16 protein-coding genes are annotated in these 16634 nt (G+C 63.3%); 9 read left to right on the plus strand and 7 right to left on the minus strand.

All coding sequences use genetic code 11. The features are described 5' to 3' along the window. Positions 1–142: 142 nt before the first annotated feature. The 3 genes from R4P57_RS26110 to R4P57_RS26120 all read left to right on the plus strand — a co-directional run bounded on the left by R4P57_RS26110 (position 143) and on the right by R4P57_RS26120 (position 2755). Positions 143–1003 (plus strand): hypothetical protein, encoded by an 861-nt coding sequence (locus R4P57_RS26110; protein ID WP_317805778.1) that lies wholly within the window; start codon positions 143–145, stop codon positions 1001–1003. A gap of 168 nt (positions 1004–1171) precedes the next feature. Beyond that, on the plus strand, positions 1172–2224 hold the full coding sequence (locus tag R4P57_RS26115; protein WP_317805779.1) for a YihY/virulence factor BrkB family protein: 1053 nt from the start codon (positions 1172–1174) through the stop codon (positions 2222–2224). 96 nt (positions 2225–2320) lie between these two features. Beyond that, positions 2321–2755: a GNAT family N-acetyltransferase gene (locus R4P57_RS26120; protein WP_317805780.1), complete on the plus strand. Its 435-nt coding sequence runs from the start codon at positions 2321–2323 to the stop codon at positions 2753–2755. A 1-nt stretch (position 2756) separates the two neighbouring features. On the opposite strand, the gene R4P57_RS26125 is transcribed toward R4P57_RS26120, so the two are convergent. Beyond that, a complete protein-coding gene (locus tag R4P57_RS26125) occupies positions 2757–3926 on the minus strand; it encodes an MFS transporter (RefSeq protein WP_317805781.1) in 1170 nt (389 codons plus the stop codon). Beyond that, a complete protein-coding gene (locus R4P57_RS26130; protein WP_317805782.1) occupies positions 3926–4765 on the minus strand; it encodes a hypothetical protein in 840 nt (279 codons plus the stop codon). Before R4P57_RS26130 ends, R4P57_RS26125 begins: the two co-directional genes overlap by 1 nt. 142 nt (positions 4766–4907) lie before the next feature. On the opposite strand from R4P57_RS26130, the gene R4P57_RS26135 reads away from it, so the two are divergent. The 5 genes from R4P57_RS26135 to R4P57_RS26155 all read left to right on the plus strand — a co-directional run bounded on the left by R4P57_RS26135 (position 4908) and on the right by R4P57_RS26155 (position 9130). Beyond that, positions 4908–5483 (plus strand): tripartite tricarboxylate transporter TctB family protein, encoded by a 576-nt coding sequence (locus tag R4P57_RS26135; RefSeq protein WP_317805783.1) that lies wholly within the window; start codon positions 4908–4910, stop codon positions 5481–5483. Positions 5484–5486: 3 nt separating this feature from the next. Continuing rightward, on the plus strand, positions 5487–7010 hold the full coding sequence (locus R4P57_RS26140) for a tripartite tricarboxylate transporter permease (protein ID WP_317805785.1): 1524 nt from the start codon (positions 5487–5489) through the stop codon (positions 7008–7010). Then, positions 7007–7999, plus strand: a complete 993-nt coding sequence (locus R4P57_RS26145; protein WP_317805787.1) for a tripartite tricarboxylate transporter substrate binding protein — start codon at positions 7007–7009, stop codon at positions 7997–7999. The genes R4P57_RS26140 and R4P57_RS26145 overlap by 4 nt, the downstream gene beginning before the upstream one ends. A gap of 23 nt (positions 8000–8022) precedes the next feature. Beyond that, the gene (locus tag R4P57_RS26150; RefSeq protein ID WP_317805788.1) at positions 8023–8634 is read left to right on the plus strand and encodes a methyltransferase; all 612 of its coding nucleotides are present in this window, start codon (positions 8023–8025) and stop codon (positions 8632–8634) included. Positions 8635–8710: 76 nt separating this feature from the next. Continuing rightward, positions 8711–9130, plus strand: coding sequence for a DUF4234 domain-containing protein (locus R4P57_RS26155; RefSeq protein WP_317805790.1), 420 nt, complete (start codon positions 8711–8713; stop codon positions 9128–9130). A gap of 7 nt (positions 9131–9137) precedes the next feature. Here the strand turns inward: R4P57_RS26155 and R4P57_RS26160 are convergent, their stop codons facing one another. From R4P57_RS26160 to R4P57_RS26180, 5 genes are all read right to left on the minus strand, one after another. Next, entirely contained in the window at positions 9138–10412 is a 1275-nt protein-coding gene (locus tag R4P57_RS26160) for a Fic family protein (RefSeq protein ID WP_317805791.1), read from the minus strand. 243 nt (positions 10413–10655) lie between these two features. Beyond that, a complete protein-coding gene (locus R4P57_RS26165) occupies positions 10656–11465 on the minus strand; it encodes an EAL domain-containing protein (RefSeq protein ID WP_317805792.1) in 810 nt (269 codons plus the stop codon). 213 nt (positions 11466–11678) lie between these two features. Continuing rightward, positions 11679–12956: a lipase family protein gene (locus tag R4P57_RS26170; RefSeq protein ID WP_317805793.1), complete on the minus strand. Its 1278-nt coding sequence runs from the start codon at positions 12954–12956 to the stop codon at positions 11679–11681. A 38-nt stretch (positions 12957–12994) separates the two neighbouring features. Beyond that, positions 12995–14584, minus strand: a complete 1590-nt coding sequence (locus R4P57_RS26175) for a GMC oxidoreductase (protein WP_317805794.1) — start codon at positions 14582–14584, stop codon at positions 12995–12997. A gap of 102 nt (positions 14585–14686) precedes the next feature. Then, positions 14687–15238: a TetR/AcrR family transcriptional regulator gene (locus R4P57_RS26180; RefSeq protein WP_317805795.1), complete on the minus strand. Its 552-nt coding sequence runs from the start codon at positions 15236–15238 to the stop codon at positions 14687–14689. 76 nt (positions 15239–15314) lie between these two features. On the opposite strand from R4P57_RS26180, the gene R4P57_RS26185 reads away from it, so the two are divergent. After that, positions 15315–16619 (plus strand): carboxylesterase family protein, encoded by a 1305-nt coding sequence (locus tag R4P57_RS26185; protein ID WP_317805796.1) that lies wholly within the window; start codon positions 15315–15317, stop codon positions 16617–16619. Positions 16620–16634: the final 15 nt, after the last annotated feature.

Below are 16634 nucleotides of genomic sequence, written 5' to 3' on the forward strand. Positions count from 1 at the left end.
TCGTCCACACACACCCCGGCCCGCATCGAGCGTGGGAATCAACGACAACCGACTCCAGACAGCTTGACATCGAGCGTCACCGCGGTCAGCTGCACCCGATTCAGACGTTCTGCTGCGATACCCGAGCGACTACCGTGGGCGAATGCTCCGCAAGTGGCTCGCGCTGATCGTTGTCGTGATCCTCGGCGCTGCACTGTGGAACATCACCACCCCCGATCGGCCGGTCGCCGCCATCGTCGCGGCCGACTCACTGAAGTGCCCTGTTCCCTACCCGATCGGACAGAGATCTGCCGACCCGCTCGCCACGATTCCGGACGACTTCGTTCCGACCGCTGCGATCACCTGCAGCCCGTTTCTGAGCGAGACGGTAGCTGCCGACCGATCCGTTGGGTACATCGAACGCCGCTGGGAAGGCGACTTCGCCAGAGCCATCGAATTACTCGATCGAGAGTCGGAGCATCCAGCCTGGTTCGAGAGCAGTTGCGACCGGGACGCGTATCTCCTTGCAGATCTGGAAAAGTTCTGGCTGCTCGACGATCACGGCCGCGCGGTTCGCGCCGGCTTTCCCGTGGACTCCTGTGGACTGCCGAAGCCAGGTGGCCTGGCCGAAATCATGACGCTGACCCAGACCTCCACGACCGACCATCGAATCATGTTGCCGGACGAACAGATCGAAGTCATGTACTCATGCTCAGCGGTGTACCGGCCGCCGACTGCTGGGATCGGTAGGCCGACCGGGCTGTCGACGGGAAGCACGTTCTGTCGATTCGACACGACGATATTCGACGGCACCACCTGGAGCGACCTGCCGGTCCAATTCGATTCGTTGCCACTCGCACCCGACTGTCCGTCATCCGCGTCCACAGTGGTGACAGCCCTGTTCTTCGATGACACGAACTCGCGGCGACAACTGACCATAGAACTCGACGGATGCCGCCGTGTCATTCCGGACGGCTATGCGCCGCTTCAGGCTTCGGCTGCCCTGCTGGCGTCGTTCGCGTAGAACAACCCCGGCACGGCGGACGGCTCGAGAGAGATTCTGCAACTTCGTCTCCACTCCCCGGCTCGATCGGCGGAATTCCCGCCGATCGTGCGTAGACGAATCCAGATCCAGCACGTCGGCAGCCGCATATGCCGGTTTCCACCGCACTACCCCGGGTATGCGCTCACAATGGCCGACCAAGCAACCGATCCCGCACCCACCGAAGCCGATCCCGACGATCCGCGCAAAGCGGACTCTCCCACGGATCTGACCAAGCCGTCGTTGATCTACGTGTTGAAGAAAACGGCCCGAGAGTTCTCCCGCGATCAATGCACCGATCTCGCGGCCGCGCTGACCTACTACGCCGTGCTGTCGTTGTTCCCGGCGATTCTGGCCATCGTCTCGTTGTTGGGTGTGTTCGGGCAGGGACAGGCGACAGTCGACGGCGTACTGCAGATCGTCGGCGATCTCGGACCCCAATCGGCGGTCGACACCCTGCGCGAACCGATCGAACAACTCGTGCAGGCACCCACCGCGGGCTTTGCGTTGGTCATCGGTATCGCAGGTGCGCTGTGGTCTGCGTCCGGCTACGTCGGCGCTTTCGGCCGCGCGATGAATCGCATGTACGAGGTGGACGAGGGCAGGCCCATCTGGAAGCTGCGTCCCGTGATGCTCCTGGTCACGCTTATCGCTCTCACCCTCATCGCTCTGGCCGCCGTGATGCTCGCGATCAGCGGCCCCGTGGCCAAAGCTGTGGGCGACGCCGTCGGACTCGGCGATACTGCACTGACGATCTGGAACATAGCTCGCTGGCCGTTGGTCCTGATCGTGGTGGTGCTCGCCGTGGCGATTCTGTACTACGCGACGCCGAATGTGCAGCAGCCCAAGTTCAAATGGATCAGTTCCGGCGCAGCGGTGGGCATCATCGTGTGGATTCTGGCCACCATCGCGTTCGGCTTCTACGTCGCGAACTTCTCCAGCTACAACAAGACCTACGGCTCACTCGCCGGAGCCATCGTCTTCCTGCTCTGGCTCTGGATCACCAACTTGGCCTTGCTGTTCGGAGCCGAACTGGATTCCGAACTCGAACGTGGCCGTCAACTCCAAGCCGGAATCGTCGCCGAGAAGCGACTGCAACTACCGCCGCGCGACACCCGCGTCTCGGACAAGAACGACGAGAAAGATGCGCAGGCCGTCGAGCAGGGACGCATATTGCGAGAGGAACACAACCCGCAACACTGAGTGATTCGAATCCGTGCATTCACACTCTTACATGCGAGGATTGTGCCGTCCCTGAGCGCGCGAGCTCGGCGATGACCCCTCCAAGAATGGACCCCCGTGTCGAATCTTCACCATGCGCCGCTTGCAGGCGTGGACCCGAGCACTCTGTACCGCATCATGGCGCTTCGGGTCGAAGTATTCGTACACGAACAGAAGATCGTCGACGAGGCGGAACTCGATGGCGTGGACCTACTTCCGACGACGGAGTTGTTCTGGATCCAGGACGAGAACGGTGAGGTGTTGGCCACCCTCCGCGTTCTCGTCGACGACACGGTCCACATAGGACGCGTCGCGACCGCGGCTGCGGGTCGTGGACGCGGCTACGCAGGCGAACTTGTCGAGGCAGCGCTGGCGGCATACCCCGGGGTGGTCGAGATCTCCGCGCAGGCGCACCTCGAAAACTGGTACGAGCGCTTCGGATTTGTTCGAGTGGGAGAGCAGTACCTGGAAGCGGGAATCCCGCACGTGAAGATGCTGACTCAGGCCGGTTGAGTCAGCCTCGACTCCGCGGGTGGGAGGCCGCGACGATCGATCCTCCGAGCACCAGTGCATTTCCGAGCAGAATGCCCGTCACCCCGAAGGGCCCAGCGATTGCACCGACCGTCAGCGGGATGAGAATCTGCGCAGATCTGTTGGCCGACATCCGCAATCCCAACGCCTCCCCCTGCGTGGATTTCGGAACGATCGACACCACCCACGACATCGTCAGTGGCTGAGGAATACCGAGCGCGATTCCCAATGCGATCATGACGCCTATTGCGCCCACGGCCTGCACGAAGGGCAGTACCGCGAGCGCCAGAGCGCCGGCCGCGAGCGAAACATTGAGCAGCACAGTGCGACCGAACCTCGCATCGAGCCGTCCCAGGCCGACACGGCTCACCACCGATACCCCCGCTCTCAGTGCCAGCAACCACCCCACCGTCGTCACCGATACTCCACGTTCGACGGCCCACGCAGGCACGAAGGCGTACAGCAGATCGACCGTCACCAGCACCGCGCCGCTGACCGTCAACGACTGCCACATGCCCGGCAGCTTCAGCAGTTTCAATCCCGACGCTTCGCCCTCCGCGGGCTTCTGCGCACGAATGTGTGTGCGGCCGAGCATCAAGAACAATGCGGTCGGAAGAGCTACCACGGTGAAGGCACCGGCAGTGAGAATGCCTGCCGTCGTGTTGGGGCTCTCGACGCTCGCTCCGCCGAATCTCGACGCAATGGCCGTCACGGCGAGCGGCCCGACCAACTGGCCCATCGACGCTGCGGCAGTCAGTGCACCGAAGGCACTTTCGTTCTTGCCGTCGGCGTGGACGTGCGCGACGAACGCCTGCTGTCCGACCATGATGAGCAGATTCCCCAGACCGAACGCCGCCGTGCACACCAGCAGCGCCCACATTGCCGAAAACGCAACGAGTACACCGGTTGCGAACGAGCACAGAACGATTCCCGATACGATCACCACCGGACCACCGAAACGGTCGGCGATGCGTCCGATCGGCAGGGCTGCCAATACCGCGGGCGCAGCGAACAGTGCCGCGATCACCGCCAGCGTTCGAGTGTCGGCGCCCTCGGCGATCGCTCGGTATCCGATCATCAACCGGACCCCGACCCATCCGGCCTGAGCCGTCGTCGCCTGTACGGTCAGAGCAATCGAGTCGCGAGAGGCCATCAGCGCAAGGGAATTTCGTCGGTTCCCCCGACCAACCTCGACACGTCGTTGATGTCGTCGCGCACCGCCCCGTACCGATCGGGATCGAGGTGGAAGATCGCCAGCTGCAAGGCATACGCAATGGCGATGGGAATGATGAGGGTGTTGTATTCGGAATCGTCGCCTCGTTGCGCGACGAGGAGATGCGTCGGCGCGGGCCTGAAGTGATATCCCGGCGCATCGCTGATGAGGATCGACGTACCGCCCCGTCGTTCCGCCTCCCGAACCAACGCAGGCAGCTGAGACGGTGCCTCGCGCAGTGCAAATGCGATCAGGATGGAGTCCTCGGTGAAGCTGACGAATCGCTCGGCGAGGTCCTTTCCCCCCAGCCCGAGCTCGACGACGACCAGGCCGAGCCTGCGGAGACGGCGTGCAAGCATGTCCATTGCGGGACGCTCGTCGGCCTTGGAGAACAGGTACACCACGCGCGACCGATGAACGGCGGTCGCCACGTCCACCAGCTGCTCCTGGGGGATGAAGCTCGACAATCGCTCCAGTGCACGCGCCTCGTCACGGGCGAAGACGGCCAGCTCGTGACCGGTATCGCTGCGCATCAGAGCAGACGAGGCCACGGGTTCGGGGTTGTCGCGTTCGAGATCGGCGCGCAGGTCCGGAAATCCGCTGTAGCCGAGTTTCTGCGCCAACCGCACGACGGTCGACTCATGCGTCTGCGCGCGGGCCGCGACCGGAGCCGCACGCAGACTCGACGGATCGGGCTCGCCGAGAAGCACCGCGACGACGCGCTTTTCGGACGCACTGAGCGACTTTCCGCTGCTGGCAACCACTGTTCGGAAGCTCATACCCTCCACTTTCCACTGTGTCTGTTGACACACTCAACCACAATCCTGTAAACCTGTGCAAGATTGCAAGTGATCCACAGCACAGCAATCCGGCCGACCCTCCAGGCCACATCCGAACTTATCGTCAGAAAGGCGGCCGGCCGTGAAGACACTGCTCGGCACACAACACACGATCGAATGGATCGTGCTCGGCGCGACACTGGTCGTCGGCTTGGCGACGGTCACCATGGCAACCGGCTACGGCATCGCTGCCGACCCCGGCGTCGGCGCAGGGTTCCTGCCCCTGGTCGGCGGACTCGGCATGATCCTCGGCGGCGCGATGTGGGCGATACAGCTCGTCCGAGCACCGCGGACGACGGCCATCGAACCGGAACTGCAGCTCGAACCCGCTACCTCAGCAGCCGTCGCCTTCCTCTCCAGCGACAACGAAGAGGACGCCGACGAGACCGAGCTTCCCGACCGCGCGGGCTGGATCAGAATCGGAGTCGTCGTCGCAGCGATCGCCGGAGCGGCGCTGGTCCTACCCACCCTCGGTTACACCCTGTCCATGGCGCTGATGCTCGCCGTCGTGCTGACGTTCGTGGGCAAGCGCACCCCACTGGTCGCCATCGGTGTCGCAGTGGCCACCACGTTGGCCACCCGACTGGTGTTCGACGTCTGGCTCGGTACGGCCCTGCCTGCGTCATCCATTTCGTTCCTGGCCGATTGGGGGTTGTGAGCCATGGGGTTTCCCGATCTGATGGCAGGTTTCATCAACGTCCTCACTCCGACGCATCTGCTGTTCGCACTTCTCGGCTGCGTCCTGGGCATGCTCGTCGGTGTGTTGCCCGGCTTCGGGCCAGCCGCTGCGGTGTCACTGCTGATCCCGATCACCTTCGGGCTCGACGCCACCACAGCTCTGATCATGCTCGCCGCGATCCTGTACGGCGCAGCGTTCGGCGGCACCGTCACCGCTGTGCTGCTTCGCATTCCCGGTGAGGCTTCGTCCATCGCGACCACCCTCGACGGCTACGAGATGGCCAAAAGCGGACGCGGTGGGCCTGCACTCGTCGTCGCCGCCCTCGCGTCGTTCGTCGGCGGACTCGTCGGCGTCGTCGGGTTCGTCGTCGTCGCACCGTTCAGCCGCTTCGCACTCGAATTCGGTGCTCCGGAACTGTTTCTCGTCGCACTCCTCGGCATGGCACTGATCACCAGCTTCTCGGGCAACAACCCCGCGAAAGCACTGATCAGCGTGGGGCTCGGCCTGGCGATCGCGTCGGTGGGCATCGACTCCGGCCAAGGCATTCAGCGATTCACGTTCGGTATGCCGGAACTGTTCGACGGCGTCGCGCTCGTCGCCGTCGTGATGGGCTGCTTCGGCCTCACCGAAATCCTCATCCAGGCCCGCTCGGCCGGCGGTGCCGGCCGACGACCACTCGCCGTCGGCAAGCTGCTGCCCACCAAGGCGGACATCACCAGGTCGGCCGGCCCCACGATGCGCGGATCGGTCATCGGCTTCTTCATGGGCCTGCTGCCCGGATCCCCTGGTGCTGCAACCTCACTCGCGTCCTACGCGATGGAGAAGAAGCTCACCAAGCGGCCGGGGCAATTCGGTAAGGGCGCCGTGGAGGGAGTGGCCGGACCGGAATCGGCCAACAACGCACTCGCACTGTCGTCGATGATTCCACTGTTCACGCTCGGCATCCCCACGTCGGCGACGGTCGCCATCATGGCCAGCGCCTTCACCATCAACGGTCTGATACCCGGCCCACTGTTGTTCCGCGACAACCCCGAGGTCGCATGGACCATCATCGCGAGCTTCCTCGTCGGCAACATCATTCTGCTGATCCTCAACGTGCCACTGGTGCGCCTGTGGATCGCAGTACTGAAGATCCCGTTCCACTACCTGATGGCGATGATCCTGGCCTTCATGTTCCTGGGCGTCTACAGCATCAACGGCAGCGTCTTCGACATCTTCATCATGCTCGGCGCAGGCGTCATCGGATACCTGTTCCACCTCACCAAAATTCCGCTCACTCCTCTCGTCCTCGCGTTGATCCTCGGACCACTGCTGGAAGAGAACTTCCAACGTTCGTTGTCGCTGTCTCGCGGTGACTACGGCGTTTTCGTCGAAGGCCCTATCAACAAAGTTCTTCTGCTCGTCTTCATCGCAGCCGTTCTGTTCGGAATGCTGCGCCCCGTTCTGGCTCGCATCCTCTCCCGCCGCGCCACCCGAACCCAGCCCATCAAGGAGCCCGTCTCATGAGAACACTGCCCACCCTGGTCGCGGCCATCTCCGCCGCTGCATTGATTGCCGGATGCAGCTCAGCTGCAACCGATTCCGGTGCACCCTTCCCGCGTGACGGGGCCACTGTCGAATGGGTCGTCCCGTCCGCCGCAGGCGCAGGCAACGACATCCTCGCCCGCATCATGGCCCCGGCCATGGAAGCCGAACTGGGCGTCCCGGTCAAGGTCGTCAACAAGGAGGGCGGCAGCCAGGTCGTCGGACTGAACTACTTGGCCAACGCGAAACCGGACGGCGAGACAATCGGGTTCACCAACATCCCGTCGATACTGGGTCGCTACCTCGACCCGAGCAAAAAGGCCGGCTTCGATCGCGACAGCTTCTCGCCCATCGGCTCGTTCGCGTCCAACGACATCGTGATCGGGGTCAACAAGTCCAGCCCCTACGCGAACATCGGCGAACTGTTCGACGCGGTGAAGGCGAACCCGGGCACCATCTCGGTGGGCACCGATTCCAGGGCCGGCGATGACCACGTCAACCTGCGCACCCTCGAAGACACTCTGGGCCTGGACTTCAACATCGTTCACTACAACAGCGGTGCCGACAAGATCTCGGCACTGGTCTCGGGCGAAACCGACTTCGCCCTCGGCGGCGTCTCGAGCTTCTACGGCCAGTTCGCATCGGGTGAGGTGAACATCCTCTCGGTACTCACCGAGGAGCGCAACAAGCTCATCCCCGACGTCCCGACGCTGGCGAGCGAGGGATACGACGCCCCGTTCATGACCAACAATTTCGCCATCTCCGCACCGGCCGGAACCCCGGACGCGACGATGACGACACTGCAGAATGCGCTCGAGACCGCGTTGGCCGACCCGGCCGTAGCCGAGAAGCTCACCGGTGCAGCGACACAACCGGATTGGGTCTCCGGGGCCGACGTCGCGACCCTGTGGGAACAGCGTGAAACCGAGATCGAGCCGATCATCGCCGAACTGCTCGCCGACCAGCAATAAGTCACCCGAAAGGCATTGATCTCATGAGTACCGAAACCTATTCCACCACTGCCGTATCCGACGACATGATCGAACGCTTCTCCCGGGTGCCCGCCGCCAACGTCGGCGACGCCCAGGAACGCTTCGGCATCATCGCCGGGCTCCGACCCATCTGGGCAGGCGCAGCGGTCACCGGCCGCGCCTACACCGTGTGGACCCGATCGGGCGACAACCTCTACATCCACAAGGCTCTCGACGACGCCCGCCCCGGCGACGTCATCGTCGTCAACGGCTCGGGCGACGACACCCGCGCCCTCATCGGAGATCTGATCGGTATCCGTGCGAAATCACTGGGTATCGCGGGCTTCGTCATCGACGGTGCCGTACGCGACGCCGATGCGTTGGCCGAACTGGGATTACCCGTCTTCGCCCGAAGCGTCACACCGGCCGGGCCCTACAAGAACGGACCGGGTCGCCTGAACGAGCCTGTCGCACTGGGAGGTGTAGTCGTCTGCCCCGGCGACGTCATCGTTGCCGACGCGGATGGGGTGGTCGTCGTCAAGAGCTCCGATGTGGACGACGTGATCGTCGCGGCCGAGGACGTGGTGGCACGCGAGGCCTCGAAGCGGGAGAGCTTCTCGTCCGGCATGCGCTAGTCGGGTCGGCTCCGGGGTGAGCGACATTTGCTCCACTCCGGAGCGCCGGTCGCGCTCGACGAGTGTTGGGAGCACCATGAGCAGCCCCGTCGCCCAGGGAAGCGCGATGAAGCGGCGCAATCCCGTTGTCGTCTGGATCCTGTTGCCGCTCATCACCTTGGGCATCTACCACTTCGTCTGGTACTACCTCATTCATCGTGAGATGGCGGATTTCGATCGCCGGAAGGTGAACGCACCCGTCGCCGATCCGCTGCTGGTCCTGCTCCTCCTCGGCTGGACGATCATCGCGCCGCTGATCAGCTACTACAACACCGGAAACCGCATCGCCGACGCCCAACGCGCGGCCGGGCTCCAGCCGACCTGCAGCTCGGTCGTCGGGCTTCTGCTCACCTTCGTCTTCGGACTGCAGAGTTTGTACTACCGAATGGAGCTGAACAAGATCACGGCGCGATACAACGACGTCGAGTCGGGAACGGTGTTCCCGCTCGCGGCCTGACCTTGTTTCATGCTCCGGTCAAACGCTCATGCAGGTCCGGGGCCGGTAAGAATACGAAAGCCTTCCCCCGCTTGGCCTTGATCAAGAACCCGCGACGCTCGAGGTCGTAGAGATCGCTACGTGCAGTTTGCATGGCAACGCCGTGCGTTCGCTGATGACTGTTCACCGTGTAGTCGTTCGCCGCGTTCTTTACCGCACCTTCCAGCAGATTTATCTGCCGGTGATTCAGTTCGCCGTGTGCTCCCGAGAGCCAATCCCTCGCTGTTGCCAGTTCCGATGCCTTACGCTCCAAATGTTCGTTCAGGTCGTTCAAAGCACGTTGAATGATTCCCAGGTGATAGATGATGAAGTGCGTCAAATCGCCACCGTCATCTTCGGACAACAAGAATGACCGAGCATATTGCGAGTGCGCCGTATTCAATATGCGCGATATCGTCAGATATTCAGTCAGCCAGTAGCCCTGTTTGAGCATGCTCCAGTAGAAGAGCGCACGTGCTGTCCGTCCATTTCCATCCTCGAAATAGTGGTCATATCCGGCCATGAAGTGTACTGCGAGTGCCCGAACTACCGGCGGAACGTAAGGATCCGATTCAGGACCGGCGTTGGCAAAGTCACACAGCGTCTGCAACCGGACCGGCAATTCGTCCACCGGAGGCGGCGCATGGAGGACTTGATCCTGCTCGCCGTAGACCCTCACCCGATCGGCTGGATCGGGATCGCTTTGAATCGCCCCGGCTGCTTCCGGATTGTCCAGCGTCCCGTCCGTCACGATCCGATGAAGTTCACATATCGCTTCTGGCGTGAACTCCGCACGCTGATTTTCGGAAATGTGCTGCATCGCATGAAAGTTGTTCAGAATCATCTGCTCGCTGCGATTACGCGGCCGGGAGTTGTTCTTGATCATCTTCTTGGCATCGCGGCGACTGGTAACTGCGCCTTCGAGCTGACTCGATGTGATCGCTTCCTCGATGAGCGAACTGACGACGTACTTGTTCTTTGTCGCCGAGTTGGTGATCTCTTCGGGCGCAGCAATCTGACCACTGGCTCGTTTGGTCACATCGTCGAGCAGCCTGAGCACCTGATCCGGCAGGGCATAGGAGAAGAAAGCACCGTCGACGCTCTGGAGTGGGAGCGGTCGTAGCAAGCTCGATCGCGCCACCTTCACGCCGAACCACCACTCCTCATGGGTCAGGCCTGCAGGGGGCGTCTTGTACCGCAACCTGTCCCAGGCCATGTACTCACCGGTGGCTACATCGCTGGTCAGCTGCATGATCTCGAACATGCGCGCAGAGTCGTCCGACAGTTGAATTTTTCGCGCGATCGCTTCGAAGGATGGCGGCGGCGCGGGTGTCTCGATGGTGACTCCTCGTTCGACTAATTTGCAACTAGCATCGGTGAATTTAGGCCGTGTAACTCGATCGGACGTCCCAGTCAACGCCTAGCTTACGCCTAACATCGCCTAAATTAGGCGGAAGAAGGGTCGGCGCGGGGCCCAGCCCTGGAACGCAGCCGATGAAACCACTTGTCACGGACTGTCGGTCAACGGGACTTGCGCGAACCGTTGCACCGCGGCAGGGCGACCCAGTCGATAGCCCTGCAGCAAGTCGGCCCCGATCGACGTGGCGGCCTCGAGATCGTCGTCGGTCTCGATACCCTCGAACACGGAGCGCGCCTGGGTCTTTCGCGCGAATTCCAGGATGAGTTCGGCCACCACCATTTTGGTCCGGTTCTCCCTCATGCCGTGCACAACGAACGCGTCGAGCTTGATGACATCGGGTTCGAGCAGCACCAGGTGGCGCAGACCCGCGTAGCCCGAGCCCACATCGTCGACGGCGATGTCGACGCCGCCGCGTCTGAGTTCGGCCAGAACCGCCAGCACCCCGACCTCGTCGTCGATGGTGGCATGCTCGGTGATCTCCACGATCAGCTGCCGTCGTTGCCTGAATTCGACGAGGTGTCCCACCAACGAGAAGTCGGCCAGTAGTGTTGCAGCACAGAGATTCACGGCGAGGAACGATCCGCACGGGAGCTGAGCGGACTCCTTCAGGGCATTCATGACAGCCGACGTGTCGAGGGCTGCCCCGAGTCCACAGTGCGCGGCTTCGGCAAACCACCTCTCGGTGGTGCCTCCGCCTTCCGGAAAACGTGAGAGAGCCTCGTATCCCTCGTTCGAGCCGTCGACGGCTCGAACGATCGGCTGGAACACAATGGTCGGACCACCCGCGTCGATGACAGCCCGGATCCGACGCGATGCGTGACGTCTGTTCGCGGCGTCCCTAATCGGTAGCACGGGCCCGCAACGCAATGACCGGACAGAGTGTCGCCGACATCGCATTCCCTCTGATCGACCTGCTCACCGCCGAGGGATCGGACTCTCCGAAACCGCGAAGGAGTGCGTGCACACGCCTCTCGTCACGCGGCCAGGCGAGGCCGAACGCATCGGCAACGGCGGCATAGTCTTTCGCCCGCTGCTCGACGCTCGGAGAACCGTGAGTACGGTTGCGGCGCATAAACTCTCGCATTTTTCGCCAACGCCAGCGGTCGATGATCAGTCGAAGCTGCATGCCGCAAGAGGAAGATCGGCGAATCGGTCCATCAAGAACTGGGCAGCTTCTCCGCCGTAGCCGTCGATCAGCTGTGGCCCGAAGTGGTTCGGTAACACCGCACCCTGCAGAATCGGCGGCAGTGGGTTGCTGTGGAATTCGACCGATGCACCACTGCCGCACCAGTCCTCCGCCAACTGCCGGGCCTGCACGTACGGCACTGTGTCGTCGTTGATTCCGCTGGTGATCAGCACCGGTGCGTTGGGTGTGCGCCGACCGATGCGTTGCTCGTCGAAGATCTCACCGGCCTGGGGAATGGTGCGAAGGTTCTCGAGCATCGACTTGCCGTCCTTGGTCAACGACTCCGTGCGCAGGAACGGATGCTCGAGAATGGTGTCGCCGATGCATTCGGTCGACAATTCGTTCAGAACCGCCTGGCCCTGATCGGTCAGCCTGTCGTCCACGAGAGCCAGCAAACTGGGGTCTCGCTCGATGAATCCATTGAGGGCATAACCGATCACGCCTCCGATGAGCGTCCCGTCGACCGTCCCCAACACATCCAGAAGGTCGGCGGTCGGTGCGCCGGCCCACGTTCCCTTCACATCGAGTTCCGGCGCGTACTCCGACGCCAGCTCGGCGGCAGCCGCTGCGGCACCACCGCCCTGCGAGTAACCCCAGATCCCGATGGGCGCGTCCGCATCACCCGAAAGTTCGAGTGCGGCGCGGGCACCGTCGAGAACCGCATGGGCCTGCTCCGGCCTGTTGACATAGGTGTGAAGACCGGGTGTGCCCAATCCGATGTAGTCGGTGACGAACACGTTCGCGCCCATCGACCCCCACAGCGCCGAGGACAACAGTTCCTGGTTGAACGAGATCGACAATGGTTGTGTCACAGCGTTGATCGAGGTCGGGAAGGCCCGCGACGGTGCGCACTGATCGCCTTGTCCCACCGTGCCCGGTGCCACGACGATCGTCGGACGCGGGCCTGCACCCCGCCACGGCACGTCGGTGTCGATGAACGTACCTGTCACCCCGACGGGCGCGCCGTCCTGCGTGCGGGAGGTGTACATGACGCGCTGCGCCTGCGCCGGATACACACCGTCTGCACCGGGCAGAGCGGCGAACAACGACATCGGTTGGGTCCGAACGACGGATCCCGGATTGTCGTCGAGTTGCGCAGGTGGCACATAGAAGTCGTCGACGGGATCGGCGTGTGCCGTCGAGGTACCCAGCGCGGTCACCGAGGATGCCAGCAGTGCGGTGCCCACGAGAACACGAATCATGGAGCGATACGGGTGCATCGGTATCTTTCTTCCGAGTGTCAGATGACGGTGCCGAGGTCGCGGGAGACGATGTTGTCCAGTGCTCGTTCGGCGAGCGCAGCGATGGTCATGGACGGGTTGCAGGCCGCGGTGTTGCCGGGCATCAGCGCACCGTCGAGAACGTACAGTCCGGGTTGGCCGTGCACGCGACCGTCGAGGTCGCACACCGGGCCCATGTTGGCCCCGCCCAACGGATGCCAGGTCGACGGGAACAGTGCATTGGTGTCGGTGAGGATGCTGCCCGAGCCGGCGATGCGACGAACCGTCGGATCGATGGAGCCGTCCTGAATGACGGAGTCTCCGTTGACCGGCCAGTGCAGTTGGGCCTGATCGCGCGTCGAGTCGTACTCGAAGTGCCCGCGGCCGTCACTGACTCCGTACCCGACGAGCATGGTGCTCAGCGCGTCGACGCCCAACGGCGGAATGGATGCCTGAATGACGGTATGCGCGGTGCGTGGGTCGTCCCAGTTCAAGCTGCCGAACACCACCGGACCGCCCTGTGCCGCACCGAATTGCTGCTCGATGCTGGACCACACGTAGATGCGGTCGGCGTTGGTGCCCCAGCCCTGCCCGAGCTCGTCCGGCAGGTCGGGAATGGCTCCGGTGGCCCTCGCGCGGACGAGCATCTTGGTGGTGTTCAGGCTTCCCGCCGCCATGATCAGTGCACCGGTGGTGAAGATCTTGTTCTCCAACACCGTTCCGTCGGAATCGATTCGGTCCACGTGGACGATCCAGCGGCCGTCGGCAGCGCGCTCGACATGCGTGACGTTGTGCTGCGTCGCCACGGTGGCCAGACCGGTCGCCTCGGCGGCCGCGATATAGGTGACATCGACAGAATGCTTGCCGCCGTTGTTCACTCCGAAGGCTCCGGCACCGTTGGTGTACGACGGTTTCATCACCCCGCGCGTCTCGTCGAGCGCGTAATTCCAGTCGATCGGCATCGGAATCTTCGACACCGGCAGTCCCGCGCGCCGCGCATTGTCTGCGAACACTCGCGCCGCTCGATAATTGGGAGTGTCGATCAACTCGTCGGGGGCCTGCGCGAGCTGCAGCATCTGCGCGACCCGGGGGTAGTGGACTGCATTCAATCTCGTCCAGTCGAGCTCGACCGGAAAATGTGTCTCGAACACGGCCTGCGACGGCTGCAGCGTCATTCCCTGGTAGACAAGGGATCCGCCGCCCACACCCGCGGCGCACAACGCGGTCATGTTGTCGCCGGGGACAGCCTCGAGCAGGCCGACATACGGATCGAACGGAACCGGCCTACCGAAAAGATTGGGGCTCGACCCGTACCACAGCATCCGCTTGTCCGGCGCGGTCGCGTTGGGGAAAGTATCGGCATTCGGCCCTGTGGGCCAACGCCTTCCGCGCTCGAGGACCAGAACGGGAATGCCGGCCTCGGCCAGGCGCAATGCTGCGACGCCACCGCCGAACCCCGATCCGATCACGACCACGCGATGGTCCTCGCGGGTGAGCGGAATCTGAGTTCTGGTGCCGGTGGCTGCACGGGCCACGCCGGCACCCGCCACTGCGGCCAGGCCTGCAACCGCAGTAGCGCCCAGAAATGACCGACGGTTCAGATTCGACACGTTCCCCCCAGATTCGCGGATGTGCACGCACCGAGACTCGGGTCACATGTACGCGCCGTGCAAAACTAGACAGAAGCGACCATAGGTGTCAAGTTTTCTTGACTAAGCAAAAGGCAGAACGGGAATCAACCACCGCTCGAGGTAGTGACGCAAACCGTCGTCCTCGTGAATGGAGGGGTCGTCGAAGAGGATGACCGACAGCCCCACCCGCACAAGGACGGCATCGATGCCGCGAAACTGCGCGGAATCGAAGCCAGGATTTCTCGCGACGTATCCGTCGAGGAACTGACGTACCACCGGTATCGCACGATCCATCATGTCCGCGTCGAACAGCGGGTTCGCGTTGCCCGAGCGCAGCAACGAATTCAGAACAGGTTCCCGCCGAATGAGATGGCGTGCGGCGACGATCGTCTCGACGATGAACTGCGTCGGAGTCTCGGCCTGATCGGCCTTTTCCCGTATCCCACCCATGACATCGACGACGAGTCCGATCATTGCCTCGGAGATCATGTCCTCGCGGGTGGTGAAGATCGAGTACACAGTCTGACGCGTGACACCAGCAGCGCGAGCCACGGCCGCGATCGTGACACCCTCGAAGCCGGACTCGGCGATCAGCCCGAGTGTGGCATCGAGAATCTTCTGCTTGGACCGCATGGTCCGATTATGACGCCACGTCTGTCGTGGCGGTCGGACGGTATGCTCGCGCTGTTCGACACAGGGGGTTCTTCACTTGAACGACGAGATGACGGCCGGGTCGACGCGGCGAACGATCACCGGCACCACCAGCGGGAATCTCGAAGCCGTCGAATCCGACGGGCTGATCCACGCACGGGGAATCCCCTATGCCACCGCCACGCGCTTTCGCAGGCCAGAACCGGTCGACACCCCGGGTACGACGCGCGACGCCACCCGCCGCGGTCCGGCCTGCGTTCAATTGCCCTCTCGGCTCGACAACGTCACCGGTCCGATGATCGACCGGCTCGAACAGAGCGAGGACTGTCTCGTGCTGTCGGTGACCGCTCCCTCTGCGGCCGAGGGACTTCCGGTCATGGTGTGGCTGCACGGCGGCGGCTACGTCTCCGGCGGCGGAGAGGCCGAGAAGTACGACGCAGATCACCTCGTGCGGGAGGGCGTCGTGGTCGTCAGCGTCACTTTCCGGCTCGGCGGGTTCGGCTACCTGACCCCGAAAGACACGGGGGACAGCAACATCGGCGTTCAGGATCAGATCGCAGCACTGCGATGGGTGTCGACCAACATCGCTCGATTCGGCGGTGACCCGACCACTGTGACCCTGTTCGGTCAATCCGCGGGCGGCGATGCCATCCTCTCCCTGATGGCGTGCGAGGCGGCCGCAGGGCTGTTCACGAGAGCAATCGTGCAGAGCGCGCCGCTCGGATTGCGATCGGGCCGTTCGGCTCTGTACGACACAGCACGAAAGGCTTTCGCCGATCGGTTCTCCGCGGACCCGGCCACCGCACCTGCGTCGGAGGTGCTCGATGCAGAGCGTGCCGTGACTCAGGCCGTGCGCAGGTTCGGTGCCGCAGGCGGAATGCCGTTCGGGCCGGTTGCTCACCTCGAGCCACTGTCCGGTGACCCCGACGCCGCCCTACTCGAGACCGCCACTCGCGTCGAACTGCTGATCGGTCACACCAGGGACGATGCTGCACCCTTTGTCGACATCGTGTCGAACATGCTGTGGCTGAACAGGTTCGGCGTTGTCAGTTCGGTGCTCACCGCACCGGTCGTCCGTCTCGTCACCAACATGCTGTTCGGCGTGGATTCGATGGTGAAGATGTGGCACCGCGCGGGTGGTCAGGTCGCGTCGTACCGAGTCGACTGGGCACCGAAGGGTGCACCGTTGGGGGCGTGTCACTGCATCGAGTTGCCTTTGCTGTTCGGTGACGCGTGGTCGGACGCGCCCATGTTGGCCGGCTACACACCGCCGACGGCGTTGGCCGCCAGGGTCCGTCGAACTTGGGCAGCATTCGCCAGAGAAGGAGTGGCCGGGCTGCCTGCCCGCTCGCTGGTGTTCTGACAGACACCTACTTCA

It is taken from the genome of Rhodococcus sp. IEGM 1330 (assembly GCF_033142445.1).
Classification (GTDB): domain Bacteria; phylum Actinomycetota; class Actinomycetes; order Mycobacteriales; family Mycobacteriaceae; genus Rhodococcoides.